Genomic DNA, 21076 nt, shown 5'->3' on the forward strand with positions numbered 1-21076 from the left:
CAAAATGGTTAAACTTTTTACCCCTGAATATAAAAAGCAATGTGTTGACATGGTGTTAGAGGGCAAACACAGCGTCACCCAAGTGTGTAAAATGATGCGCGTCAGTCAATCTGCCTTAAATCGTTGGCGGCGGCAATTTCTCGCTGAGCAGCAAGGCATTACCCCAACAGCACCAGCGATTTCTGCCGAGCAGCGGGAAATTCAACGTTTACGGGCGGAAAATGAGCAGCTGCGTAGCGATAATGCCTTATTAAAAAAGGTGTCCGCCTTCTTGCTCGAGAAGTCTTAAAATCCTGTGTGGTGGATTTACGGCGAGAAGGCATTTCCCATGCGCAACTTTCCCGTTGCTTTTCGTTAAACCGTACCACGAGCCATCGTTGGGAAAAATCCCCACCCAATCAAACGCTGGCGAGCTTACAGGAAACGCTGTTGTCAGCCTTTGAACGTAGTGAGGAAACCTATGGTTCAAGGCGTTTATCACAGGCTGTCACGGACTTGGGGATAAAAGTAGGGCGATTTAAAGTTCGCCGTTTAATGCGAGAGTTGGCGATAAAAGCCAAGTGTCCAAAAGCCAAAGTGTGGCGAAAACAAGCGGTCGATTTTGCGGAAAATATTGCAAACGAACAGTGTGCAATGACGCCCAACGCTCTTTGGGTGGGCGATATCACCTACATCCCCACCGATGAGGGCTGGTTATATTTGGCTGTTGTGATTGATTGGTTTTCACGCTTGATTGTTGGCTGGTCGGTATCGGATACCCCCGATAGTCACTTGTACATTCAAGCCTTACAGCTGGCTATTCATCGTCGAAAGCCGCCTTCGGAGGTGATTTTTCATTCCGACCGAGGTTCACAATACAGCAGCCAAGCCTTTCGACAGATATTGACGGAAGCAAAAATGGTGCATAGCCAAAGCCGAGCGGGGAAATGTACTGACAATGCGGTAACAGAGCGATTTTTCCGCAGTTTGAAGGTAGAAAAATTAAACGGCTACCGATTTAAGACACGAGAACAAGCGTTGCTTTGTGTGGCGGAATACATTGAGGATTTTTACAATCCGAGACGACTTCATTCTGCATTGGGAAATCGCTCTCCAATGCAGTTTGAGATGGATTGTTTAAGGACTTGAATATGATTATGTCTTTAGAATGTTGCAAGGGAGTGAACCATTACAGTTACGAAAAAAAGACCGCACTTAAACAATTAAAAGGCATCAAAAGGTTTTTAGTTCAGGCTTATTGTTGGGGTTTAGTCACCTTCGCCTTTTTTATCCCCGTCATCCAACTTGGCTATTGGGCAATCCATTATTTTGAACAAGCACAACTCAATAAGTTTGCACAATATGCCTATAACAGTTTATCTGTTTCCATTATTGCTTCCATTATTTGTATAATTTTTGCTTTATTACTACATTTTTACCAACGCCTAAATCAACATTCAAATCACATACAAGGGAACACCCAATTTACTTTACGCCTTGCCAGTTTAAGTTATGCAATCCCAGGAACTGTCTTAGCTATTGGTATTTTGATCCCATACACATTTGCAGATCACCAAATTAATGCCCTACTTGCTAAATTTAATCTATCCCCTGTTGGTCTAATTTTCTCAGGCTCCATGTTTGCCTTAATTTCTGCTTATGTTATTCGCTTTTCTGCTATGGCACTGGGTAGCATTGAAACATCATTACAGAAAATTCCCCCAACATTAGATATGGCTAGCCAAACTTTAGGTTCTCATGGCATTAAAATGCTAAGAAAAATTCACATCCCTTTACTTTCCAAAGGAATTTTAACCGCACTTTTAATGGTATTTATTGAGAGTATGAAAGAACTGAATGCTTCATTATTATTGCGACCTTTTAATTTTGATACGTTAGCGACTTATGTTTTTTCTTTTACCTCCGATGAGCAACTCGAAAATGCCGCTTTGCATGCATTAACTTTAATTCTGGTTGGACTTATTCCAGTTATCTGGCTCACTCGTTCACTCATTTTAAATTCAGAAAAGGATCGATAATGGATAATCTTAAAATTCAATCACTTAGTTGCCAATACAATCAACAAATTGTCTTACATCAACTTAATCTAGAATTAAATAAAAATGAGATTTTATGTTTATTGGGTGCAAGTGGTTGTGGAAAAACCACATTATTAAAAGCCATTGCTGGATTACAACCTATTACGCAAGGACAAATCAGCTTAAATGGGCAAGATTTAACGCCTATTCCTGTGGAGCAACGTAATATAGGCTTTATCTTTCAAGATTATGCCCTCTTCCCTCATTTAACAGTCGCTGAAAATATTCAATTTGGCTTAGATAAAAAAAGTGCGGTAGAAAAACAGCAAATTTTACAAAATATGCTTAATTTAGTTCATTTAAATGGACTAGAAAATCGTTATCCCCATCAACTTTCTGGTGGTCAACAGCAACGTGTTGCAATTGCTCGAGCCTTAGCTTGCAAACCCAAATTATTATTGCTCGATGAGCCCTTTTCAAATATTGATAGCCAAGTTCGCTATCAAATGATTGATGAGATTAAACAAATTGTTAAGCAACAAGGAATTTCTGCTATTTTTGTCACCCATAGCAAAGAAGAAGCCTTTGCTTTCGCAGATAAAATAGCCTTGATGAAAGATGGAAAAATCATTCAAACTAGAGCAACAGATCAACTCTATTATCAACCTAATAGCAAATTTGTCGCTGAGTTCCTAGGAAAACATAACTATATTGATTGTCATCTTGATCAACAAAATCAATTACATTCTCTTTTTGGCATACAACCTATAAGCACCTCTCTTAAACTTGCAGATCAATCGCCATTATTACCAAATACAGAATTACATTGGCTCGTTCGCCCTCATCAAATTCAAGTCATACCTCATTTACAAGGACATGGAACTGTGACTCAACGCCAATTTTTAGGACAATATTATCAATATCAAATTTCTGTATCTGATATACAACGAACAAAAATCCATGTTCAGACAGCTCAAGCCTTAGAAATTGGGCAAAAAGTACAATTGTTCTACCAAGATCAACAACCTATTCTCTTCCTTAAAAATAAGATGTAAATAAATCAGTACATTTGTAAAAATAAAATTACACATTCTGTAAAATATAAGCTACAATAACCGCACTTTTATTTTCATCATAGGGGAAAATTATGAATAAAACACTTGGAAGTACGCTTATTGTAGCGGGAACAACTATTGGTGGTGGTATGCTTGCCATGCCATTAACATCAGCGGGTATCGGATTTGGCTTTACCGTTGCCCTATTAATTGGACTTTGGTTATTACTTTCTTTTGCCGCATTACTTTTTGTTGAACTATATCAAACCGTAGAAAGCGATGCTGGAATTGGGACTCTAGCTGAAAAATATTACGGATCCTTCGGCCGTATTCTTTCTACAGCTGTACTGTTAATTTTTCTTTACGCTTTAGTTTCTGCTTATGTTTCAGGTGGAAGCTCTTTGCTAGCTGGTCTGTTACCAACCATTGGTGATGAACAAACCACATCTCGTATAGCTGGCGTATTATTTACTGTGATTTTTGGTTTCTTTATTATTTTAGGCACAAATAGTGTTGATAAAGTTAATCGCATTATTTTCCTCAGTAAAATCGGTTTCTTTGTCGTGGTGCTTTTCTTATTACTCCCTAAAGTATCCTTAGAAAATTTACTCGAAATTCCAATTGATAATGCCTTAATTATCTCAGCTAGCCCGATTTTCTTTACTTCTTTCGGTTTCCATGGCTCTATTCCAAGTTTGAATAAATACCTTGATGGCGATGTGAAAGCATTAAGAATTTCTGTCCTAGTTGGTACTTTTATCCCACTTGTTGCCTATATCTTATGGCAATTAGCCACTCACGGTGTATTAAGCCAAACAGAATTTTTAGCTATTCTAAAACAAGATCCAACCTTAAATGGCTTAGTAACAGCAACAATCAAAATTACTGGAAGTGAAATGATTGGTGGTGCAGTGCGTTTATTCTCTGCCTTAGCCTTAATCACTTCATTCTTAGGGGTTGCTTTAGGATTATTTGAGGCATTAGAAGATCTATTAAAACGTGTGAATATCCCTACAAATAGAGTATCATTAGGCTTACTTACGTTTTTACCTCCACTTGTTTTTGCACTATTCTACCCTCAAGGTTTTATCCTTGCTTTAGGATATGCAGGTCAAATGTTTGCCTTCTACGCAATCGTCTTACCTATTGCAATGGTGTGGAAATTACGTAAAATTTACCCGAACCTGCCTTACCGAGTAAAAGGTGGCTCAGCCTCTCTTATTATCACATTAGTTATTGGTGTATTTATTGTAATCATTCCATTCCTAATTCAAGCAGGTTTGTTACCAACCGTTGTGGGTTAATTATTAATAAATAAGGAAATAATCATGAGTGAAAAAACATTGCAGCAAAAAGCAGCAGAAGCACATAATATGTGCCGTATAAAAGGTGATTCAATGCTAGACAATTCCGATAGAGAAGTTATTTTTGATGCGGAATATGATACAGAACAACAAGCCTTAACCGCTCGTGATTATTTCATTCAAAAAGCGCGTGATGTTGAAAATGAACCAGCTAATATTGACAGCGAAATTACCGCACTTTCAGATGGTTTTCGTTTAAAAATGCATATTATTTTTAGCTGCCAAGCTGAAGTCGTATTATTCCAAATGGCAATTCGTTAAATATTGAAAGGAAATTGGTTATGACAACAATTACAAAAGAACAAGTCTTAGAGATTTTTCATCATCGTGCTTCTACACGTTATTATGATCCAACCAAAAAAATCAGTGATGAGGATTTTGCTTATATTTTGGAGCTTGCTCGCCTTTCCCCTAGTTCAGTTGGGGCTGAGCCTTGGAAATTTTTAGTAATCCAAAACCCAGAGCTACGAGCAAAATTAAAACCCGTTAGTTGGGGAATGGCAACACAAATAGACGATGCTAGCCACTTGGTTGTACTTCTTGCTAAGAAAAATGCACGCTATGATTCCGAATTTTTAGAACAATCCATGAAAAGACGCGGATTAACCGAAGAACAAATCCCTGTTGCCAGAGAAAAATATCGTGAATTTCAAGCAGAACACATGAAAACCCTTGAAAGTGACCGCTCTTTATTTGATTGGACAAGCAAACAAACCTATATTGCTTTAGCAAATATGTTGACAGGTGCCGCATTAATTGGGATCGACAGTTGCCCAATTGAAGGCTTTAATTACGGAGAAGTAAATCAAATTTTGGCGGAAGCCGGCGTATTGGATAGCGAAGAATGGGGCGTATCCGTTATGGCAACTTTTGGCTATCGCGCAAAAGAAATTAAACCTAAATCACGTAAAACAATAGATGAAATTGTTCAGTGGGTAAAATAGCTTATTTATATAAACCAAAGGCACAAACTAAAATTTGTGCCTTTTCTTCTTTTATTTTACTAACAATTTGTTGATCTCGTTATTTAGCGATTTTGATTTACATATCATTTAATAACCAGATAAAGAAAAATTTGAGTTAGTCGATAAGCCGGGTTCTGTCGTGGACAATCATTCCTCTAGGCGCATATTTACACATACGCTCAAGCAACCTACCCGAACTCTGAGCGGGCCACCCATTGAGTTCCTATTTGGTCTTGCTACGAGTGGAGTTTACCCTGCCATGAAATGTTACCATTCATGCGGTGCGCTCTTACCGCACCCTTTCACCCTTACCTGATCTCTTACGAGCCATTGGCGGTCTGCTCTCTGTTGCACTGGTCGTAGGCTCACACCTCCCGGACGTTATCCGGCACTCTGCCCTATGTAGCCCGGACTTTCCTCTCGTCTACTTGTCCCACTAGGTCGTTTAAAAACGGTTAAGGGCTTCAATAAACCAGCGATTGCCTGACTAACTCGGTGCGGAGTATAGCCTAAAAACAAGATAAAAGATAGAGTTAACCCAAAACTTGCGGTAAAATGACCGCACTTTTTCAATGGGGAAATTAATATGGACTACTTACAAATCGCTCGCAACTCTTTAGCTGCAGAGCAAGATGCCTTAGCGAGATTGAGCCAAAATTTAAATCAACATTTTATTGATGTCGTTGAGCTTATTCTAAATTGTGAAGGCCGATTAGTTATTGGCGGAATTGGAAAATCTGGGCTAATTGGAAAAAAAATGGTAGCAACCTTTGCATCAACTGGAACACCTAGTTTTTTCTTGCATCCAACGGAGGCTTTTCATGGCGATTTAGGCATGTTAAAACCTATTGATATAGTCATGCTAATTTCTTACAGCGGTGAAAGTGATGATGTCAATAAACTTATTCCAAGTTTAAAAAATTTTGGCAATAAAATTATTGCATTAACAGGCAATCCAAATTCAACTTTAGCAAAACACGCGGATTATATTCTGGATATTAGTGTTGAACGTGAAGCCTGTCCAAATAATCTCGCCCCAACAACCTCTGCTTTGGTTACCTTGGCTTTAGGCGATGCACTTGCCGTTTCTCTTATTACCGCAAGAAATTTCCAACCAGCTGATTTTGCTAAATTTCATCCGGGTGGTAGCCTTGGTCGCCGTCTATTATGTCGAGTTAAAGATCAAATGCAAACTCGCTTACCAAAAGTAACCGAAAGCACAAACTTTACTGATTGTTTAAGTATTATGAATGAAGGACGTATGGGCGTTGCTTTAGTCATGGAAAACGATCAATTAAAAGGCATTATTACCGATGGAGATATTCGCCGTGCATTAAGTGCAAATGGTGCCAATACATTGAATAAAACAGCCAAAGATCTGATGACCTCTAATCCTAAAACAATAAATCACAATACTTATTTATCTGAAGCAGAAAACTTTATGAAAGAGAAGAAAATTCATTCATTAGTAGTTGTTGATGATCAAAATAAAGTTATTGGTTTAGTTGAATTTTCGAGTTAGTCCTATGCTTTTAAATGAAAAATTACAAAAAATTAAGTTTGTTATTACTGATGTTGATGGCGTATTAACAGACGGTTTATTACATTATGATGCCAATGGCGAAGCGATAAAAAGTTTCCATGTGCGTGATGGTTTAGGTATCAGAATGTTGATAGAAAATGGTATTCAAGTTGCTGTTCTATCAGGACGTGATTCACCAATTTTGCGCAAACGTATCACAGATCTTGGCATCAAGTTATTTTTCCTCGGTAAATTAGAAAAAGAAAGTGCCTGCTTTGAATTAATCAAACAAGCTGGCGTTACCCCAGAAGAAACTGCTTATATTGGCGATGATAGCGTTGATCTCCCTGCTTTTTCTGTTTGTGGATTAGCTTTTGCGGTAAATGATGCCATGGATTATGTAAAAGATTGTGCTGATCATGTGTTAAGTTTAGCGGGTGGAAAAGGTGCCTTCCGAGAAATGTCCGATATGATTTTAAAAGCGCAAGGAAAAACCGATGTATATGCCACCGCACAAGGCTTTCTAAAAACAGTTGAGAATATGGTGCAATAAAGCACTTCCCCACTGGTTATATACAAGTGGGGATCTTCTCTTTTTTCTACGCAATTTTCAAAAATTTCTACGTTATAACTCAAAAACTTCTTTTCATTAATTTTCTTCTCCTTCTATCAAAATTACGATCTTTTGTACTTCTAATTATTTTTTTCTTCAGGGCTTGTATTTTTTTTAGACTAGGAAAGTTTTTGTTTTTTATACAAAAACGCCTAAATAACAACTTACCTTATTTATATTCAGAAGGGATCGACTATGAATAAACATTTTAAAATGACAGCATTAGCAATCGTGGTAAGCTTTGGTTTAACCGGTTGTTTGACTAGCAATGACAGTCCTGCGGATGTAAAACCTGCAACGCCTATTGCTAAAGAAGAACAAGGAAAACCGCAGACCACACCAGCCACTAAACTGGAAGAGTCTAAACCAACTACTAAGCCAGAAGAAACTAAGCCTCAGCCTGAACCAGAAAAAATTGTCAATGTGGATTCCATCGACAGTAAATGGCGAATTATTAAAACGAATGGCTGGGAACCACACGATTACAGCCAAGTTAGCGGTGCTGGGTGGCCGGTTAGGGGTATAAAAACAGAAACCGCTGATGCTTGCAACAGCCCTGGCATCTGTGATCAGGGTAATGTGCTACAACATGAGTATAATGTTTACGATAAGAGTAAATTCCTTAATTTAGCTGAATTATCCCAGCAAGATGGTAAACCATTCTTAGGACTTCATTCTGGTAGTAAAACTTACGACAATCTTGTTGGTGAGGTAGTTGATGTTCGTATTAATGAAGCAGGTGAGATGGTTACATCAAAAGAAAAAGCGAAAGCAATTAACTATCTTTTTATAAATCAACCATATTCATCTTACGGGATGCTATACACTAATCAAAATGATATTTCATCCTTTGCGCTAGGTTTAAGTGCAAGTGAAGCGGGACCATATGAGGATATAAACGCATTAGATGCATTTACTGTGTACAAAGTGGATGATAAAACAGGTAAAATTACTTGGAATGACAATGTAAAAGGCAATGCAACCTATAAAGGTGCGGTTATTGCTTCTGTTAATAGAGCTGCTATAATCCCAGGCGATCATGTAGGTAGTTACAAGAGCTTGAGAGAAATTCCAAAAGTAGATGGCACTATTACACTAAATGCACATTTTGGTGAATCTTGGCAAGACACTTATGTTTCAGGCGAATTAGATAGTAAGTTAATTGGTAAAGTGGATCTACCAAAAATGAATTTGCACGGAGGCTTAACTAAACGTGATACTATATCTAAAAAACTAAATGACCAAACTACTCTCAACGGGGACTTCTATATTCACTTTTATGGTAAAGACCTTAATGATGTCGCTGGTCAAATGTCGTTAGGCAGAATTAGTTCATATGGCGTTGCACCTAACAAAGGTGATATAACCTCGTACGATGCTGCATTCGGTGGAACCAAACAACCTAAATCGGAATAATATCCTCTAACTTTAACCGATTTCTTGCTTTAGCAGGAAATCGTTTTTTTATGTAGGTTAATATAATTACCCATATCCTCAATTAATTCTATTTTTCTCTGATACTCAATATGAAAAAATATCTCACATTTTTATTACTTATTCCTACCGCACTTTTAGCCGCACCAGAGGACACAGAACAGCAATTACGCCATGTTGCAAAACCCACCGGTGCCACAAGCCCAAATGCCGAACTTGCCTATGATGAAAACAGAAAAGAAAGTGATCGATATTACCGATCAGCAACTTAAACAAAATCCACAATTAACCCATCAATTATTAACCGATGCCCTATACAGCCGCAATATTGATGCGATTGAATTATTGTTGCCGATTTATCAATCTTTCCCTCATCATGACCCGATTTTAGTGGAGTTTGCACAAGGTAAAATGGCGATGTATCAAGATAGCAATAGCCAAGCCATTAAGCATTTTCGTTCCATTTTAGCCAAACAACCCGATTTGAACGTGGTGCGAATTGATTTAGCCATTGCCCTGTTTAACGCCAAACAAAATAATGCGGCGGAAGACCAATTTAACAAAGCCAAAGCAGTAGAAAATCTGCCTACTCCTGTTCGCCATTTGATTGAAGCTTATCTGGCAAGTCTAAAAAAACGTAATAGCTGGCAATTTGGCGCAAGTGCTTATTATTTACGAGATGATAATGTGAATAACACTTCATCTTCCCCTGAAATTAAAAATACGGGTTATGTGAAAGGCGAGGATATGTTGCCACAAAAAGCCCATGGCGTTGCTTATAGTGCTGATTTATCCCGTGATTTTAACTTCATTAATGCGCATTACCTTGCCTTTGAAAACAATCTCTACGGCAAACTTTATTGGGATAGCCGTGAAAATGATGAAATAACTAACCGCACTTTACTGGGCTATGCCTATAAAAACCCAGATTTTACTTTCCGCTTGTTACCTTTCTTTGAAAAAAATTGGGTCGGCAATCATCGTCATCGCAATATACGAGGTGTGAGTACCGAGTTTAGCTACTGGCTTTCACCTCATTGGCAGATTTCAACTGCGGCAGAATATGGCAAGCAAAGCTATTATCAAAATACCGTGCGAAATGGCGATAATAAGCTTCTTTCTACTACTTTATTATGGCTTCGCACGCCACAACAATTTTTCTATTTAGGTGCGGATTTCAACCGAGAGAGAACACAGCTTCGCCAATTTAATTCAGATACTAAAAGTCTGCGTTTAGGTTGGGGACAAGAATGGAAACTATGGGGAATTTCAAGCCGTTTAGGTGGATCAATTACTCAGCGAAATTATAAAGATGTGGCAAAGTTAGGTGGTTTCTTAAATCTTGGCAAAGTGAGAAAAGACAAGGCTTACAGCCTGAATTTAACCCTGTGGAAACGAGATTGGCATTTATGGGGAATAACTCCGAAACTACAAATGTCGTGGCGTAAAAATGACAGTAATTTGCCAACCTTGTATAGCTATACTGACAAAAATATTAATTTGGTTTTTGAAACGAAATTTTAGAGAATGAAAAAGCCTCTAATTGTAAAATTAGAGGTTATTTTTTTAGCGCATACAAACAACTCAAGATCACAACTCCACCACTCAAAATCTGCCACATATTCAATGTTTCCCCTAAAGCAATATAAGCAAAAAGTGCGGTGGAAAAAGGCACGATAAGTTGTAGCAAGTTATAAGTCACAATCCCTTGAGTTTGTACAACATGAAAAGACATAAACATGCCAGTCACAATACCATAAACACCAGCGCCAGCTAGACCAATTAATAAGGCATGAGATACTTGAGTTAATTCAATGAGTTTATCTGCAGAAAAGCTAATAGCAAAATTTAAAATTCCAGCCAGCAATGCGACAAAAGCACTGATTACAACTGCATTTATTTGATTATTCATAGATTTGATGACTAAACTTTGTACGCCTTGAATAAAAATTGCGACAAACAAAAATAATGCACCGAGTGAGAATTGGTAGGCAAATTCTGCATTTATTGAGGATCTTTGCATAACAAACAGCAATGATCCAAGAATGGCGATAAAACTTCCCCAATAAAATTTTGCTTGTTTGATACGAGTTCTTTCGTCAGGATAAAATAATGCCGCTAGCCCAATGGCCAACGGCATCGCTAAAATCGAAAATAAACTTCCAGTGACCGCACTTGTATAAGTTAGACCTCGCATAAATAAATACATATTAGTCGTCATTAATACGCCAAGGATTAATACCTTGATAAGTAAAAGAGGACTTTGTTTTAATTGATGAAATTGCGCTGGATAACGCCATAATCCATAGCTAAAAAGCACCGCACTTCCCGCTAAAAAACGCACCATATTATTGTTGTTTGTATCAAAATGCAGGCTCATATAACGCAAAATGGGCAATCCAGCACCTAACAGCAAAATATAGCTCAAATTATACATAGCATATTTCTTATTCATCTCTACTTTCCTTTTTTTGAAATTAGAAAATTCTACAAGAAACAGCAATGTAATTCTGTGACCCTAATCAATTTAGTTAAATTTAAAATGCGGTTGTATCTTGGAATAAGCCCACTTTTAAATCTGTTGCACTATAAATTATGCGACCATCTACTTCTACTTCACCATCAGCCATTCCCATCACGAGCTTGCGATTAATCACTCTTTTCATATTAATACGATAAATGACTTTTTTTGCCGTTGGTAAAATTTGCCCCGTAAATTTTACTTCGCCAACGCCCAAGGCTCTTCCTTTGCCTTTTCCACCAACCCAACCAAGATAAAATCCAACAAGTTGCCACATAGCATCTAAGCCCAAACAGCCCGGCATTACAGGATCGCCAATAAAATGACAATTAAAAAAAGCTAAGTCAGGATTAATATCTAACTCAGCTTCTATATATCCTTTGCTAAATAATCCACCATTTTCATTCATCTCAACGATACGATCTAACATTAACATTGAAGGCGCAGGTAACTGAGGACCTTGTTCTCCAAATAATTCCCCACGTCCTGATGCTAATAAATCTTCATAGCTATAACTACTTTTCCTATTTTGTGTACATTTGTTCATTTTGTTTATCCTAAAAAACACGTTACATTATCAGTAAATACATTTAATTACATAAATATGAATGAATTATATCAAGATCAAAACCAAACAAAATAGCTAACACTTGTTAGCTTAACTCATCAAACCAGTGCTACTCCGATGAGTGAAATACAATGAGAGTATTTTCTCAAGTCTTGTTGTTAACTATTCGCATCTCTCATTAGTAAATAACAATAGTTATTATTAAAAATATCCTTTAAAATTAATAACTTACAAAAATAAAAAGTTGATTTCCAGAAAAAACTGGTTAAAATAGAAACGGTTTTATTTATGAACAATAGGAAGGTAACAGTTATGCTAAATCAAGCTATCGCAACTAAGTTAAATGAACAAATTAACTTAGAATTTTATTCATCTAATGTGTATTTACAAATGAGTGCATGGTGTGCACATCATGGTTATGAAGGCGCTGCAGCATTTTTACTCCGTCATGCCGATGAAGAAATGGAACACATGCAAAAATTATTTACTTATGTAAGCGAAACAAGTGGTATGCCACTGCTAGGTAAAATTGAAGCACCAAAAAATGATTACAAATCACTTAAAGAAATTTTTGAAATTACCCTAGAGCATGAAAAACTAGTCACTAGTAAAATCAATGAGTTAGTTGAAATTACTTTTGCTAACAAAGATTACTCAACATTTAACTTCTTACAATGGTATGTTGCAGAACAACATGAAGAAGAAAAATTATTCGCGAGCATTATTGATAAATTTAATTTAATGGGCGAAGACGGACGTTCACTTTACTTTATTGATCGTGATTTACTTACTTTAGAATAATTTGTTAGGAGAAAAATTATGTTATCAGCAAATGTTATTAAATTATTAAATGATCAAATGAATTTAGAATTTTATTCTTCTAACCTTTATTTACAAATGAGTGCTTGGTGTGAGCAAAATGGATTTGAAGGAACAGCTAAATTCTTAGCCGCTCATGCAACAGAAGAAATGCAACACATGCGCAAATTATTTACTTATTTAAACGAAACTGGCGCATTAGCAATTATTACTGCGATTGATGAGCCACCTCATGAGTTCACATCATTAAAACAAGTTATTGAATTAACTTATGAACATGAAAAACTCATTACTAGCAAAATCAATGAATTAGTAGGAAAAACTTTTGAAGAAAAAGATTATTCTGCTTTCAATTTCTTACAATGGTATGTTGCAGAACAGCATGAAGAAGAAAAATTATTTAGTGGTATCTTAGATAAACTTAATCTTCTTGGTGACGATGGTAAAGGTTTATATCTCGTTGATAAAGATCTTGGTAATTTATTTGTTCAAGTATAAGCAACTTTCTCTTAAAACAAAAAAATCCCGATAGCACTCATCGGGATTTTTATCTTTCACTGAGGGATTAATTCGCCATTAATTTTTCTAATACCTCACCTAACCCACTTTGTCGTTCTGTCGCTTTATTTACCGCTATATTCCATACTTTTTGGTCAGAAAAAACGGTCACTTGGTTAATTGCCCTTGTCACCCCCGTATAAACCAATTCTTTACATAACACTGGATTAGGTTCACTCGGTAAAATAACAAAAGTATGAGCAAATTCAGATCCCTGAGATTTATGAATTGTCATCGTAAATGCGGGGCTATGATTTGGAATACGGCTCGCTAATTCAGCCTTGCCATTTTCAAACCAAAAATATCCTTTTTCACTCCCGTCATGTTGCTTTTCCGTTAAGTACAAAGCAATATCACCATTCGCTAAACCAAGGCGACTATTATTTTCAGTAATGATGATCGGTTTTCCTAAATAGAAATCACGACTATGGTTAAATTGCACAAGCCCTTTTTGTCTTAATCGTTCAGCAATAAGTTGATTTAAATTTTCACTACCCAATTCGCCAACTCTAAGTGCGGTTAAAAATCTCACTTTATTGAAGGCAGCAAAAATATCAGCTATATGGGATTTAATCGGTAAATTATGCTCTGTGATTTTCTGAATTAGCTGCAAATATTCTGCATAATTTTGCACCGCACTTTGCACCACTAACTCAGCACAATATTGCGCATAATGGTGTTTTGATGATTGTTCATCAGTACTTCCCTTTGCATACTCTGCCGCAAAATCAATTAAATTGATTTCAGCGTTCTCCTTACCGGTATTTTCTTGTTGATATTGTTCAAATAATTGCCAACTCGCTGCACTTTGTTGTTGATTAATTAGTTTAGCTAATTTGCCAATATAAATATGTTTACCAAAACGGCGACTCCCTTCTAAATTACACAAACAATCACGAATAAGATTTTTATTAGCCTGACTCTCTAATTTTTCCCCGGTGGTTTGTTGTAAATAATCAGCTAGTTTTGAACTAATTGGATATTGTCTAAAAGTACCTAACTCAGCCAAAATTGCCCCAGCCTCAACGGAAGAAAGCTGATCTTTATCACCAAGTAAAATCAATCTACAAGTAGGTTTTAAAGCTTGTAATAATTTCGCCATCAAAGATAAATCCACCATTGAAGCTTCATCAACCACTAGAAGATCTATGGGGAGCGGATTACGTTTGTTATATTTTGTTTTTTCCTCAAAAAAACGCACGCCAATTAAACTATGAATAGTTTCAGCATTAAAGGGAATAGCATTTTTTATTTGTTCAGAGACATGAATATGCTCTTTTTCTGTCAGTAAATTAAAAGAGTTTTGCATACTTATTTTTAAACGATCTGAGGCTTTTCCTGTTGGAGCAACAAGGCGAATTATTAATTTCCCTTCCGCTAGTTCTTGTAGGGCTAATAATAATCTCGTCACCGTTGTGGTTTTACCCGTTCCCGGACCGCCAGTAACCACACAAAAAGGCTGATGAATTGCAGTTGCAACGGCAATTTTTTGCCAGTTATGTGTTTGTTGTAAGCTGTTATCTTCATATTCAGCAGGAAAATATTTTTGTAAAATCATTTGCGTTTTTTCTAGCGAAACCGATTGATTTTCTTTCTGTTGCATCGTCTGAATTAAGAACTCTGCAATACGATATTCATCTTGCCAGATCCGATAAAAATAAAGGCGATTATTTTGTAGCACTAAAGGTTTCGCTTCATGCACTGGATCTTGAGTAAATGCAATATGATCAATCAGCAATTCTTGCCATTTTGATATAGCCAAATTCTCAATTTTATCTTTAATTTCATCAAGGTAGCCTCGTTCCACATAAGGTAGATTAAAGATATTTTTAAATGCGAAATTAGCGAGTTTTAAACAAGTATGCCCTTGCTGATAGTGAAAACTACAAAGTGCGGCAAGTAAAATGGCTAAATTTTTAACTTGTGGCGAGTAATCCAAATTTTGCTGTTTATCGGCGATCAACTTTGCAAAATAATAGTCGCTAGCTTGAATTAATTGTTTTTCTTTAAGTTGAGACAAAATAGTTAACATTAGAATAAACTCTCCAATTCAGAAATTAAACGCCAATCTGGTTTATCAAAAAATACACCTGAACTATCCTTACCATTCATACCACGCAAGAAAGTATAAATTACACCGCCAAAATCACGTTCATAATCATAATTTTTATCTCGCTCTTTTAAATAACGATGTAAGGCAATGGTATAAATTAAATATTGCCAATCATAATGGCTATTGCACATGGCTTTGCTTAAATTGTCTTGCTCATAATCTCGTGGGGAATTTCCTAATAAATTAGACTTATAATCTAATAAATAATATTTCCCTTCAAAACGGACAACCAAATCAATAAAACCTCTTACCATGCCTTGAATACTCTCCATTAATAATGGAGGCGAAGGTAAATGATGATATTTATGTAAAAGCTGATTAAAGGCATTTTGATTAAATCGTTGATTTAATTTCAAATAAAATTGCATTTCTTTTAAACAATCTTGCTGTTTAATATTTCCTAACGTAAATGCCGTATATCCTTCGATTAAAGGTGTATTAAAGATTGCCTCAATCCACTGATGTAAAGATATTTGCCATTCATCAGATAATTGCAAAGCCTGACAAAGTTTAGATAAATGTTCCTCATTTAAGGCTTGCTCCATATTATATTTTTCAAAATAACGATGGATTTCAGTTCCAATATGCGTACCATGAGGAAAGTCAAAAGGTGAGAAACCTGCTGGATAATCAGAAACCACATTCAACTCAACATCACTGCTAATAGGCTGAATTAACCTCTTATTATCTTTGAAGTCATAATCTCTTGCCTGATCAAAAACGCCCTCAATTTCTACCGCACTTTGAATTTTTTGCTGAGCATGTAAGGCTTTGTTACGTTGATGACGATAGGTAATTTCGGTAAAACTGGTTACTGTCCAATCCCTTTCAATCCAACCATGAAACTCTTCAGCGGTAACTGGTTGAAGTTCCTCCTCCATTGCAACATGCTCTCTTTGTTCTGCCAACAGTTGCTCAGCGTTTTCAACGAAAATACACTTATCTCCCAATTGTTCAATCATTGGCGTTAACAACTCATTTGTATCATATTCAGTAATGTTTTTATTGATACCAATTTCCCCTTTACTTAATACATACAACAACGCATTCCATTTTTTATCAAAAACAGTCGGGAGATTAACTACAATCTGATATTTCGCACGAGTAAGGGCAACATAAAGCAAACGAATATCTTCCGCCATACGTTCTTTTTCAATATATTCCGAATGTTGTTTATCCATATCCCATAACACTTGTTCCTTATCTTCATCATAGTAAGTGTTAATAGAATTATCGTGGAAACGAGAAGGCTTACAAATAAAAGGAAGCCAAACTAAATCATAAGCTAGACCTTTAGATTTATGCAATGTCACAATTTTGACTAATTCTCTATCACTTTCTAAACGGATTTGCTCTTCTAAACGATCTTCCCCTTGAATTTGTTTTTCAAACCAACGAAGTAAAGCTGCTTCCGTATCGTTCAGTCTTGCTGCGTGTTGCAATAATTCACTTAAATGCCACAAGTCCGTCATTTTTCTTTCACCTTGTGTCATTATTTGTAAATTTTCATTAATTTTTTCAGCATTGAACAAATGATGCAACATCGGCAAAACACCTTGTTTTTGCCATTGTTTCTGATAAGCAATAAAACGCTCTACGTAACTTTCCCATAAGCTTTCATCTTGTTTAATTTGGAAAATTTCTGCACTGCTTTTAGCAAAAAGGCTCGAACTAATTGCATTGAGAATATTATTTTCATTTAAAGGATTTAAACATGCTCGCAAAATAGACAATAATTCTTGTGCTGTAATGCTATCAAAAACATTACTTGTATCCGATAAATAAACTGATGAAATACCTTTCGCACTTAGCGCTTTTTGTATTTTCTCCGCTTGGAAAAAACTACTTACTAAAACTGCAATATTTTTAGCTCTTAATGGCTTATTGTCTAAAACAGCTTGATTCCGAACCGCACTTTGCAACCAATGCTCAATAGACAATGCACAATTTTCTGCTAATTGATCATCATTGCCATCTGTCATATAGCATCTTAACGCTGGTTCAGCTTTCCCATTTAATAAGAATTGATGAGGAATGAGATTACCTTGCTCATCGTAGTTCAAACCTTTGGCAATTTGCTGAAATTTAATTTTTTTATATAAAAATGGTGGGGGCTCCTGAAAGTCAAAGAGATGGTTAACTACTTGAATAAGTGGCTGTGTAGATCGCCAGTTTTCACCCAAATTGAACTGATGCTGTGCGTTTTCTGTTGCTTTTAAATAAGTAAAAATATCTGCCCCACGGAATTTATAAATAGATTGTTTAGGATCACCGATCATAATAAATCCCGAATTTCCCTCCGCACTTTCCATATAAATTCGTTTGAAAATATCATATTGCTGTTGATCTGTGTCCTGAAATTCATCAATCATCGCAAAAGGATATTGATGACGAATAAGCTGTGCTAGTTCTTGTCCTTGTGGCTGATATAAAGCTTCACGCACTAAACGCAAAAGATCATCAAAGCCTTTCTGTTGATGGGTTAATTTATAATCTAACACCTTACGACTTAACTCTTGCATGCAATGATATAAAAGCACGGAAACATTATTCGTCATTTGTGCAATTTCATTAGCTGCTAAACTTTCTAATTCTGCAAATAATGCATGCGATACTTCAGGTTCTTTTTTTGCTAATTCTGATTGATAAAAATATTTTGCTTGATCAGGCGGAGAAATGACATATAAGTTATTTGCCCAATCGCGCATTTTATTAAAACGACTTTCAAACCAATCTTTACGCCATTTTTTTTCTACGACAAGATCTTTGAGTGTCTGTTCATTATCCAACCAACACTGTTTAAATTCATTAATTTTTTCAAGCTGTGGACCTACTTGTTCCTTTAGAAATAGTTGTAGATTACCTTCTAATAAGTGCGGTTTGTTTGTGTTTACTTTTGGTGGATTGGTAAGATATTTCTTCTCGATTTCCGATAATAACCCATTGGGAGAGCCTAATTTATTAAAAATAAAGTTCGCCACGAATAAAGGTTGTTGATAAAAATTTTCTCGCCATAATTCATTTGCTAAACGTTTAATAAGATCCGTTTCATCCGTCACTAATTCCATATTGAAGTGAACCCCAGAATTAAAAGCATATTGCATCAACACTTGGCGACAAAAACTATGGATAGTGGAAATAGCGGAAATATCCAAATTTTGTTCCGCTAAAGTTAAACGATAAATAGCAAGTTTAATGTCTTGAATATATGGCAATAATTCTCGTGTAAATTGATCTTCGATAAGAGTCTTATCTCGATGTTGTTCATATTGAATGAGTTGCTGTTTTGTTTGCGAAATTCGTTCGCCAATTCTCTGTTTTAACTCCTGCGTAGCCATTTCAGTAAAGGTTACGACCAAAATTTGATTTACTTCCAATGCTTGAGGAAAGTTATTTTCCCCAGCTTGCAAGAGCAAACGAATATAAAGGGAAACAATTGAGTGGGTTTTTCCAGTCCCTGCAGAAGCTTCAATTAAACTGACCGCACTTAACGGAGTAGAAATAGGATTAAAAGGTTGGGAAGGAGAAGTTTGTTCGGAAGACTGTTGATCTTGTAAATTAGCCATGAAATTACACATCGAAAATAGGACATAGAATGTTGGCTAATGTACCGAACCTCAGCAATTTTTGCAAACCTTGAGAAGGTATTTTCTTTTGATTGTATCAATTTGATTTTAAAGTAAAAATGGATTTTAGCGATTGAGAATATTAAAAACATAAAAAAGCAAGGTTTTACCCTTGCTTTACATCTAATTCTATATTGTTAAATAGCCGCTATTTGCTTAAATAACTGCGGTTCTTTTTCTACTAGTTTTAACAATAAAATAGCTTGGGCATTGGGTTTTGTTTTACCTTGTTCCCATGCTTGATAGGTTCTAACACTAGTGCGCAACTTATGTGCAAAAACGCCCTGTGAAAGATTAAGAGAATGTCTAATTTCTTTTATCTCTTCAGCCTTGATTGTTAAAGGCTCAAAGCGTTCTAGTGTTTCTGTTTTTAGTGTTCGCTTACCATCTAAATGCTCTTCTAATGCGGCCAAGCCTTCCATTAAATCATCAAAAAATTTTGACATAATATCCCCCCTTATAATTTGCTCTTAATTCGTTCAACAATCGCTAAAAATGCTTTTCTTTGCTCATTCGTTAAGTCTGTTTGCTGATTTTTGCTATAAGCAGATATAAAAAATATCTGACTTTCATTCAAAAAATAGTAATAAATTACTCTATATCCACTCCGTTTTCCCTTATTGCTTTTTTCGCTTGACACTCTGATTTTTCGCAACCCAGCCATGCCTTGCATTAAATCACCTTTTTCGGGATTTTGTAGCAACTCATTTTGCAATGCTCTATATTCTTCATCGGTTAAATATTCAGCTCTAAAGCGCTCAAAAGGCGGTAGCTCTAAAAATGTTAACTTCATATATTTTCTTCTCTATACCTTAATCAAGTATATATAATTTTCAATCATGCGCAACTCTTTATTATCTTTTCCAACAACGCAAGCGGTTACAATATCCTCTAGTGAAAGAATGTGAAATTAAGAACAGAATAAAAAAAGAAAACGGAGCAAATTTTTGCTCCGTTCTCCTTTTATTTACCACCTAGCGTATTCAAGTTGCGTAGCGCTTCAATGCGCTTTTCTAATGGTGGATGGCTCAAGAATAAAGCAGCGAGTCCACCTCGTTTTCCATTAATTGCAAAAGCCGCTAATTGACCTTCCATTTCTTGTGGTTCATGTAAAGTTTGCAAGCGTTGTAAGGCTGCAATCATTTTATGTTTGCCGACTAATTCTGCTGAACCTGCATCCGCTTTAAATTCACGATGACGAGAAAACCACATTGCGATCATGCTTGCTAACACGCCAAATACTAACTCAAGCACCATAGAAACCATAAAGTACATACCTTGGCTAGTATTACCATCACGATCCGTCGCCGCAACCTTGGCAACCATTCGAGAAATAAAAATCACGAAGGTATTTAATACGCCTTGTAACAACGTCATGGTGACCATATCGCCACTCTTAATATGGCTTACCTCATGGGCTAAAACAGCTTCAGCTTCATCTCTAGTCATAGAGTTGAGTAATCCGGTACTCACCGCAACAAGAGAATTCTTTTTCGTTGCACCTGTTGCAAAAGCATTAACATCCGCAGAATGATAAATAGCTACGGTTGGCATTGGTAAACCCGCTCTTTCCGCTTGAGAATGTACTGTTTGAACTAACCAACGTTCCGTTTCATTACGAGGTTGTTCAATAACTTGACCATTCACCGAACGTAACGCCATGGATTTTGACATTAATAAAGAAATAATAGATCCAGTAAAACCAAATAAAGCAGCTAAAATCAACAAACCAGCTGCATCTTGACTTTGAATACCAGTCAAGGTCAAAATAATGTTAAAAACAAATAAAACCGCAAAGTTAGTAGCTAAAAAAAGCAAAATTCGCATCATAATAAAGTTCCTTTATAGTAAAAAAATTCCTCGCCTATAATAAGGACAAAATATTGAAACTCAAGGGAAA

20 protein-coding genes, 1 other RNA gene and 1 pseudogene are annotated in these 21076 nt (G+C 36.2%); 14 read left to right on the forward strand and 8 right to left on the reverse strand.

Features of this window, described 5'->3' with window-relative positions:
• The first annotated feature begins 4 nt into the window (after positions 1-4).
• From B0186_RS01700 to B0186_RS01730, 7 genes and pseudogenes are all read left to right on the forward strand, one after another.
• Complete coding sequence (locus B0186_RS01700) at positions 5-289, forward strand: transposase (protein ID WP_078217652.1); 285 nt, start codon at positions 5-7, stop codon at positions 287-289.
• Between the two features lie 8 nt (positions 290-297).
• Complete coding sequence (locus B0186_RS01705; protein WP_078217653.1) at positions 298-1128, forward strand: IS3 family transposase; 831 nt, start codon at positions 298-300, stop codon at positions 1126-1128.
• A gap of 47 nt (positions 1129-1175) precedes the next feature.
• Positions 1176-2018: pseudogene (locus B0186_RS01710) on the forward strand (ABC transporter permease); the annotation flags it as partial.
• A complete protein-coding gene (locus B0186_RS01715; RefSeq protein ID WP_078217654.1) occupies positions 2018-3073 on the forward strand; it encodes an ABC transporter ATP-binding protein in 1056 nt (351 codons plus the stop codon). The pseudogene B0186_RS01710 and the gene B0186_RS01715, both read left to right, overlap by 1 nt.
• Positions 3074-3165: 92 nt before the next feature.
• Positions 3166-4377, forward strand: coding sequence for an aromatic amino acid transporter (locus B0186_RS01720; RefSeq protein WP_078217655.1), 1212 nt, complete (start codon positions 3166-3168; stop codon positions 4375-4377).
• Between the two features lie 24 nt (positions 4378-4401).
• Entirely contained in the window at positions 4402-4698 is a 297-nt protein-coding gene (locus tag B0186_RS01725; RefSeq protein ID WP_078217656.1) for a YfcZ/YiiS family protein, read from the forward strand.
• Between the two features lie 20 nt (positions 4699-4718).
• On the forward strand, positions 4719-5381 hold the full coding sequence (locus tag B0186_RS01730; RefSeq protein ID WP_078217657.1) for an NAD(P)H-dependent oxidoreductase: 663 nt from the start codon (positions 4719-4721) through the stop codon (positions 5379-5381).
• A 128-nt stretch (positions 5382-5509) separates the two neighbouring features.
• On the opposite strand, the gene rnpB is transcribed toward B0186_RS01730, so the two are convergent.
• An RNA gene (rnpB, locus tag B0186_RS01735) (RNase P RNA component class A) lies at positions 5510-5897 on the reverse strand.
• Positions 5898-5988: 91 nt separating this feature from the next.
• Between rnpB and B0186_RS01740 the strand changes: the two genes are divergently transcribed.
• The 5 genes from B0186_RS01740 (at position 5989) to B0186_RS01755 (ending at position 10495) form a co-directional block, all read left to right on the forward strand.
• Entirely contained in the window at positions 5989-6924 is a 936-nt protein-coding gene (locus B0186_RS01740; RefSeq protein ID WP_078217658.1) for a KpsF/GutQ family sugar isomerase, read from the forward strand.
• Positions 6925-6928: 4 nt separating this feature from the next.
• A complete protein-coding gene (locus B0186_RS01745) occupies positions 6929-7477 on the forward strand; it encodes a KdsC family phosphatase (protein WP_078217659.1) in 549 nt (182 codons plus the stop codon).
• A 255-nt stretch (positions 7478-7732) separates the two neighbouring features.
• Positions 7733-8953: a hypothetical protein gene (locus B0186_RS01750; RefSeq protein ID WP_078217660.1), complete on the forward strand. Its 1221-nt coding sequence runs from the start codon at positions 7733-7735 to the stop codon at positions 8951-8953.
• Positions 8954-9063: 110 nt separating this feature from the next.
• Positions 9064-9243: a hypothetical protein gene (locus B0186_RS11950; protein ID WP_235817154.1), complete on the forward strand. Its 180-nt coding sequence runs from the start codon at positions 9064-9066 to the stop codon at positions 9241-9243.
• Positions 9194-10495, forward strand: coding sequence for a surface lipoprotein assembly modifier (locus B0186_RS01755; protein WP_235817155.1), 1302 nt, complete (start codon positions 9194-9196; stop codon positions 10493-10495). Before B0186_RS11950 ends, B0186_RS01755 begins: the two co-directional genes overlap by 50 nt.
• Before the next feature lie 34 nt (positions 10496-10529).
• Here B0186_RS01755 and B0186_RS01760 read toward each other — a convergent pair whose 3' ends face one another.
• Positions 10530-11426, reverse strand: coding sequence for a DMT family transporter (locus B0186_RS01760; protein WP_078217661.1), 897 nt, complete (start codon positions 11424-11426; stop codon positions 10530-10532).
• An 82-nt stretch (positions 11427-11508) separates the two neighbouring features.
• Positions 11509-12039: a bifunctional 3-hydroxydecanoyl-ACP dehydratase/trans-2-decenoyl-ACP isomerase gene (gene fabA / locus B0186_RS01765; protein ID WP_078217662.1), complete on the reverse strand. Its 531-nt coding sequence runs from the start codon at positions 12037-12039 to the stop codon at positions 11509-11511.
• 333 nt (positions 12040-12372) lie between these two features.
• On the opposite strand from fabA, the gene ftnA (B0186_RS01770) reads away from it, so the two are divergent.
• Positions 12373-12861, forward strand: coding sequence for a non-heme ferritin (gene ftnA, locus B0186_RS01770; RefSeq protein ID WP_078217663.1), 489 nt, complete (start codon positions 12373-12375; stop codon positions 12859-12861).
• An 18-nt stretch (positions 12862-12879) separates the two neighbouring features.
• On the forward strand, positions 12880-13377 hold the full coding sequence (gene ftnA, locus B0186_RS01775; protein WP_078217664.1) for a non-heme ferritin: 498 nt from the start codon (positions 12880-12882) through the stop codon (positions 13375-13377).
• Between the two features lie 67 nt (positions 13378-13444).
• On the opposite strand, the gene recD is transcribed toward ftnA (B0186_RS01775), so the two are convergent.
• The 5 genes from recD to htpX form a co-directional block, all read right to left on the reverse strand.
• On the reverse strand, positions 13445-15469 hold the full coding sequence (recD, locus tag B0186_RS01780) for an exodeoxyribonuclease V subunit alpha (RefSeq protein ID WP_078217665.1): 2025 nt from the start codon (positions 15467-15469) through the stop codon (positions 13445-13447).
• Positions 15469-19128 (reverse strand): exodeoxyribonuclease V subunit beta, encoded by a 3660-nt coding sequence (gene recB / locus B0186_RS01785; protein ID WP_078217666.1) that lies wholly within the window; start codon positions 19126-19128, stop codon positions 15469-15471. Before recB ends, recD begins: the two co-directional genes overlap by 1 nt.
• A gap of 185 nt (positions 19129-19313) precedes the next feature.
• On the reverse strand, positions 19314-19622 hold the full coding sequence (locus B0186_RS01790; RefSeq protein ID WP_078217668.1) for a helix-turn-helix domain-containing protein: 309 nt from the start codon (positions 19620-19622) through the stop codon (positions 19314-19316).
• Positions 19623-19633: 11 nt separating this feature from the next.
• Positions 19634-19969: a type II toxin-antitoxin system RelE/ParE family toxin gene (locus tag B0186_RS01795; protein ID WP_078217669.1), complete on the reverse strand. Its 336-nt coding sequence runs from the start codon at positions 19967-19969 to the stop codon at positions 19634-19636.
• Between the two features lie 170 nt (positions 19970-20139).
• Complete coding sequence (htpX, locus tag B0186_RS01800) at positions 20140-21006, reverse strand: protease HtpX (protein WP_078217670.1); 867 nt, start codon at positions 21004-21006, stop codon at positions 20140-20142.
• Positions 21007-21076 lie beyond the last annotated feature (70 nt).

Source organism: Canicola haemoglobinophilus (assembly GCF_002015075.1).
GTDB lineage: Bacteria > Pseudomonadota > Gammaproteobacteria > Enterobacterales > Pasteurellaceae > Canicola > Canicola haemoglobinophilus.

Coding starts and splice junctions, on each gene's coding strand:
- B0186_RS01700 (WP_078217652.1), top strand. CDS start 5: ATGGTTAAACTTTTTACCCCTGAATATAAAAAGCAATGTGTTGACATG.
- B0186_RS01715 (WP_078217654.1), top strand. CDS start 2,018: ATGGATAATCTTAAAATTCAATCACTTAGTTGCCAATACAATCAACAA.
- B0186_RS01720 (WP_078217655.1), top strand. CDS start 3,166: ATGAATAAAACACTTGGAAGTACGCTTATTGTAGCGGGAACAACTATT.
- B0186_RS01725 (WP_078217656.1), top strand. CDS start 4,402: ATGAGTGAAAAAACATTGCAGCAAAAAGCAGCAGAAGCACATAATATG.
- B0186_RS01730 (WP_078217657.1), top strand. CDS start 4,719: ATGACAACAATTACAAAAGAACAAGTCTTAGAGATTTTTCATCATCGT.
- B0186_RS01740 (WP_078217658.1), top strand. CDS start 5,989: ATGGACTACTTACAAATCGCTCGCAACTCTTTAGCTGCAGAGCAAGAT.
- B0186_RS01745 (WP_078217659.1), top strand. CDS start 6,929: ATGCTTTTAAATGAAAAATTACAAAAAATTAAGTTTGTTATTACTGAT.
- B0186_RS01750 (WP_078217660.1), top strand. CDS start 7,733: ATGAATAAACATTTTAAAATGACAGCATTAGCAATCGTGGTAAGCTTT.
- B0186_RS11950 (WP_235817154.1), top strand. CDS start 9,064: ATGAAAAAATATCTCACATTTTTATTACTTATTCCTACCGCACTTTTA.
- B0186_RS01755 (WP_235817155.1), top strand. CDS start 9,194: ATGATGAAAACAGAAAAGAAAGTGATCGATATTACCGATCAGCAACTT.
- B0186_RS01760 (WP_078217661.1), bottom strand. CDS start 11,426: ATGAATAAGAAATATGCTATGTATAATTTGAGCTATATTTTGCTGTTA.
- fabA (WP_078217662.1), bottom strand. CDS start 12,039: ATGAACAAATGTACACAAAATAGGAAAAGTAGTTATAGCTATGAAGAT.
- ftnA (WP_078217663.1), top strand. CDS start 12,373: ATGCTAAATCAAGCTATCGCAACTAAGTTAAATGAACAAATTAACTTA.
- ftnA (WP_078217664.1), top strand. CDS start 12,880: ATGTTATCAGCAAATGTTATTAAATTATTAAATGATCAAATGAATTTA.
- recD (WP_078217665.1), bottom strand. CDS start 15,469: ATGTTAACTATTTTGTCTCAACTTAAAGAAAAACAATTAATTCAAGCT.
- recB (WP_078217666.1), bottom strand. CDS start 19,128: ATGTGTAATTTCATGGCTAATTTACAAGATCAACAGTCTTCCGAACAA.
- B0186_RS01790 (WP_078217668.1), bottom strand. CDS start 19,622: ATGTCAAAATTTTTTGATGATTTAATGGAAGGCTTGGCCGCATTAGAA.
- B0186_RS01795 (WP_078217669.1), bottom strand. CDS start 19,969: ATGAAGTTAACATTTTTAGAGCTACCGCCTTTTGAGCGCTTTAGAGCT.
- htpX (WP_078217670.1), bottom strand. CDS start 21,006: ATGATGCGAATTTTGCTTTTTTTAGCTACTAACTTTGCGGTTTTATTT.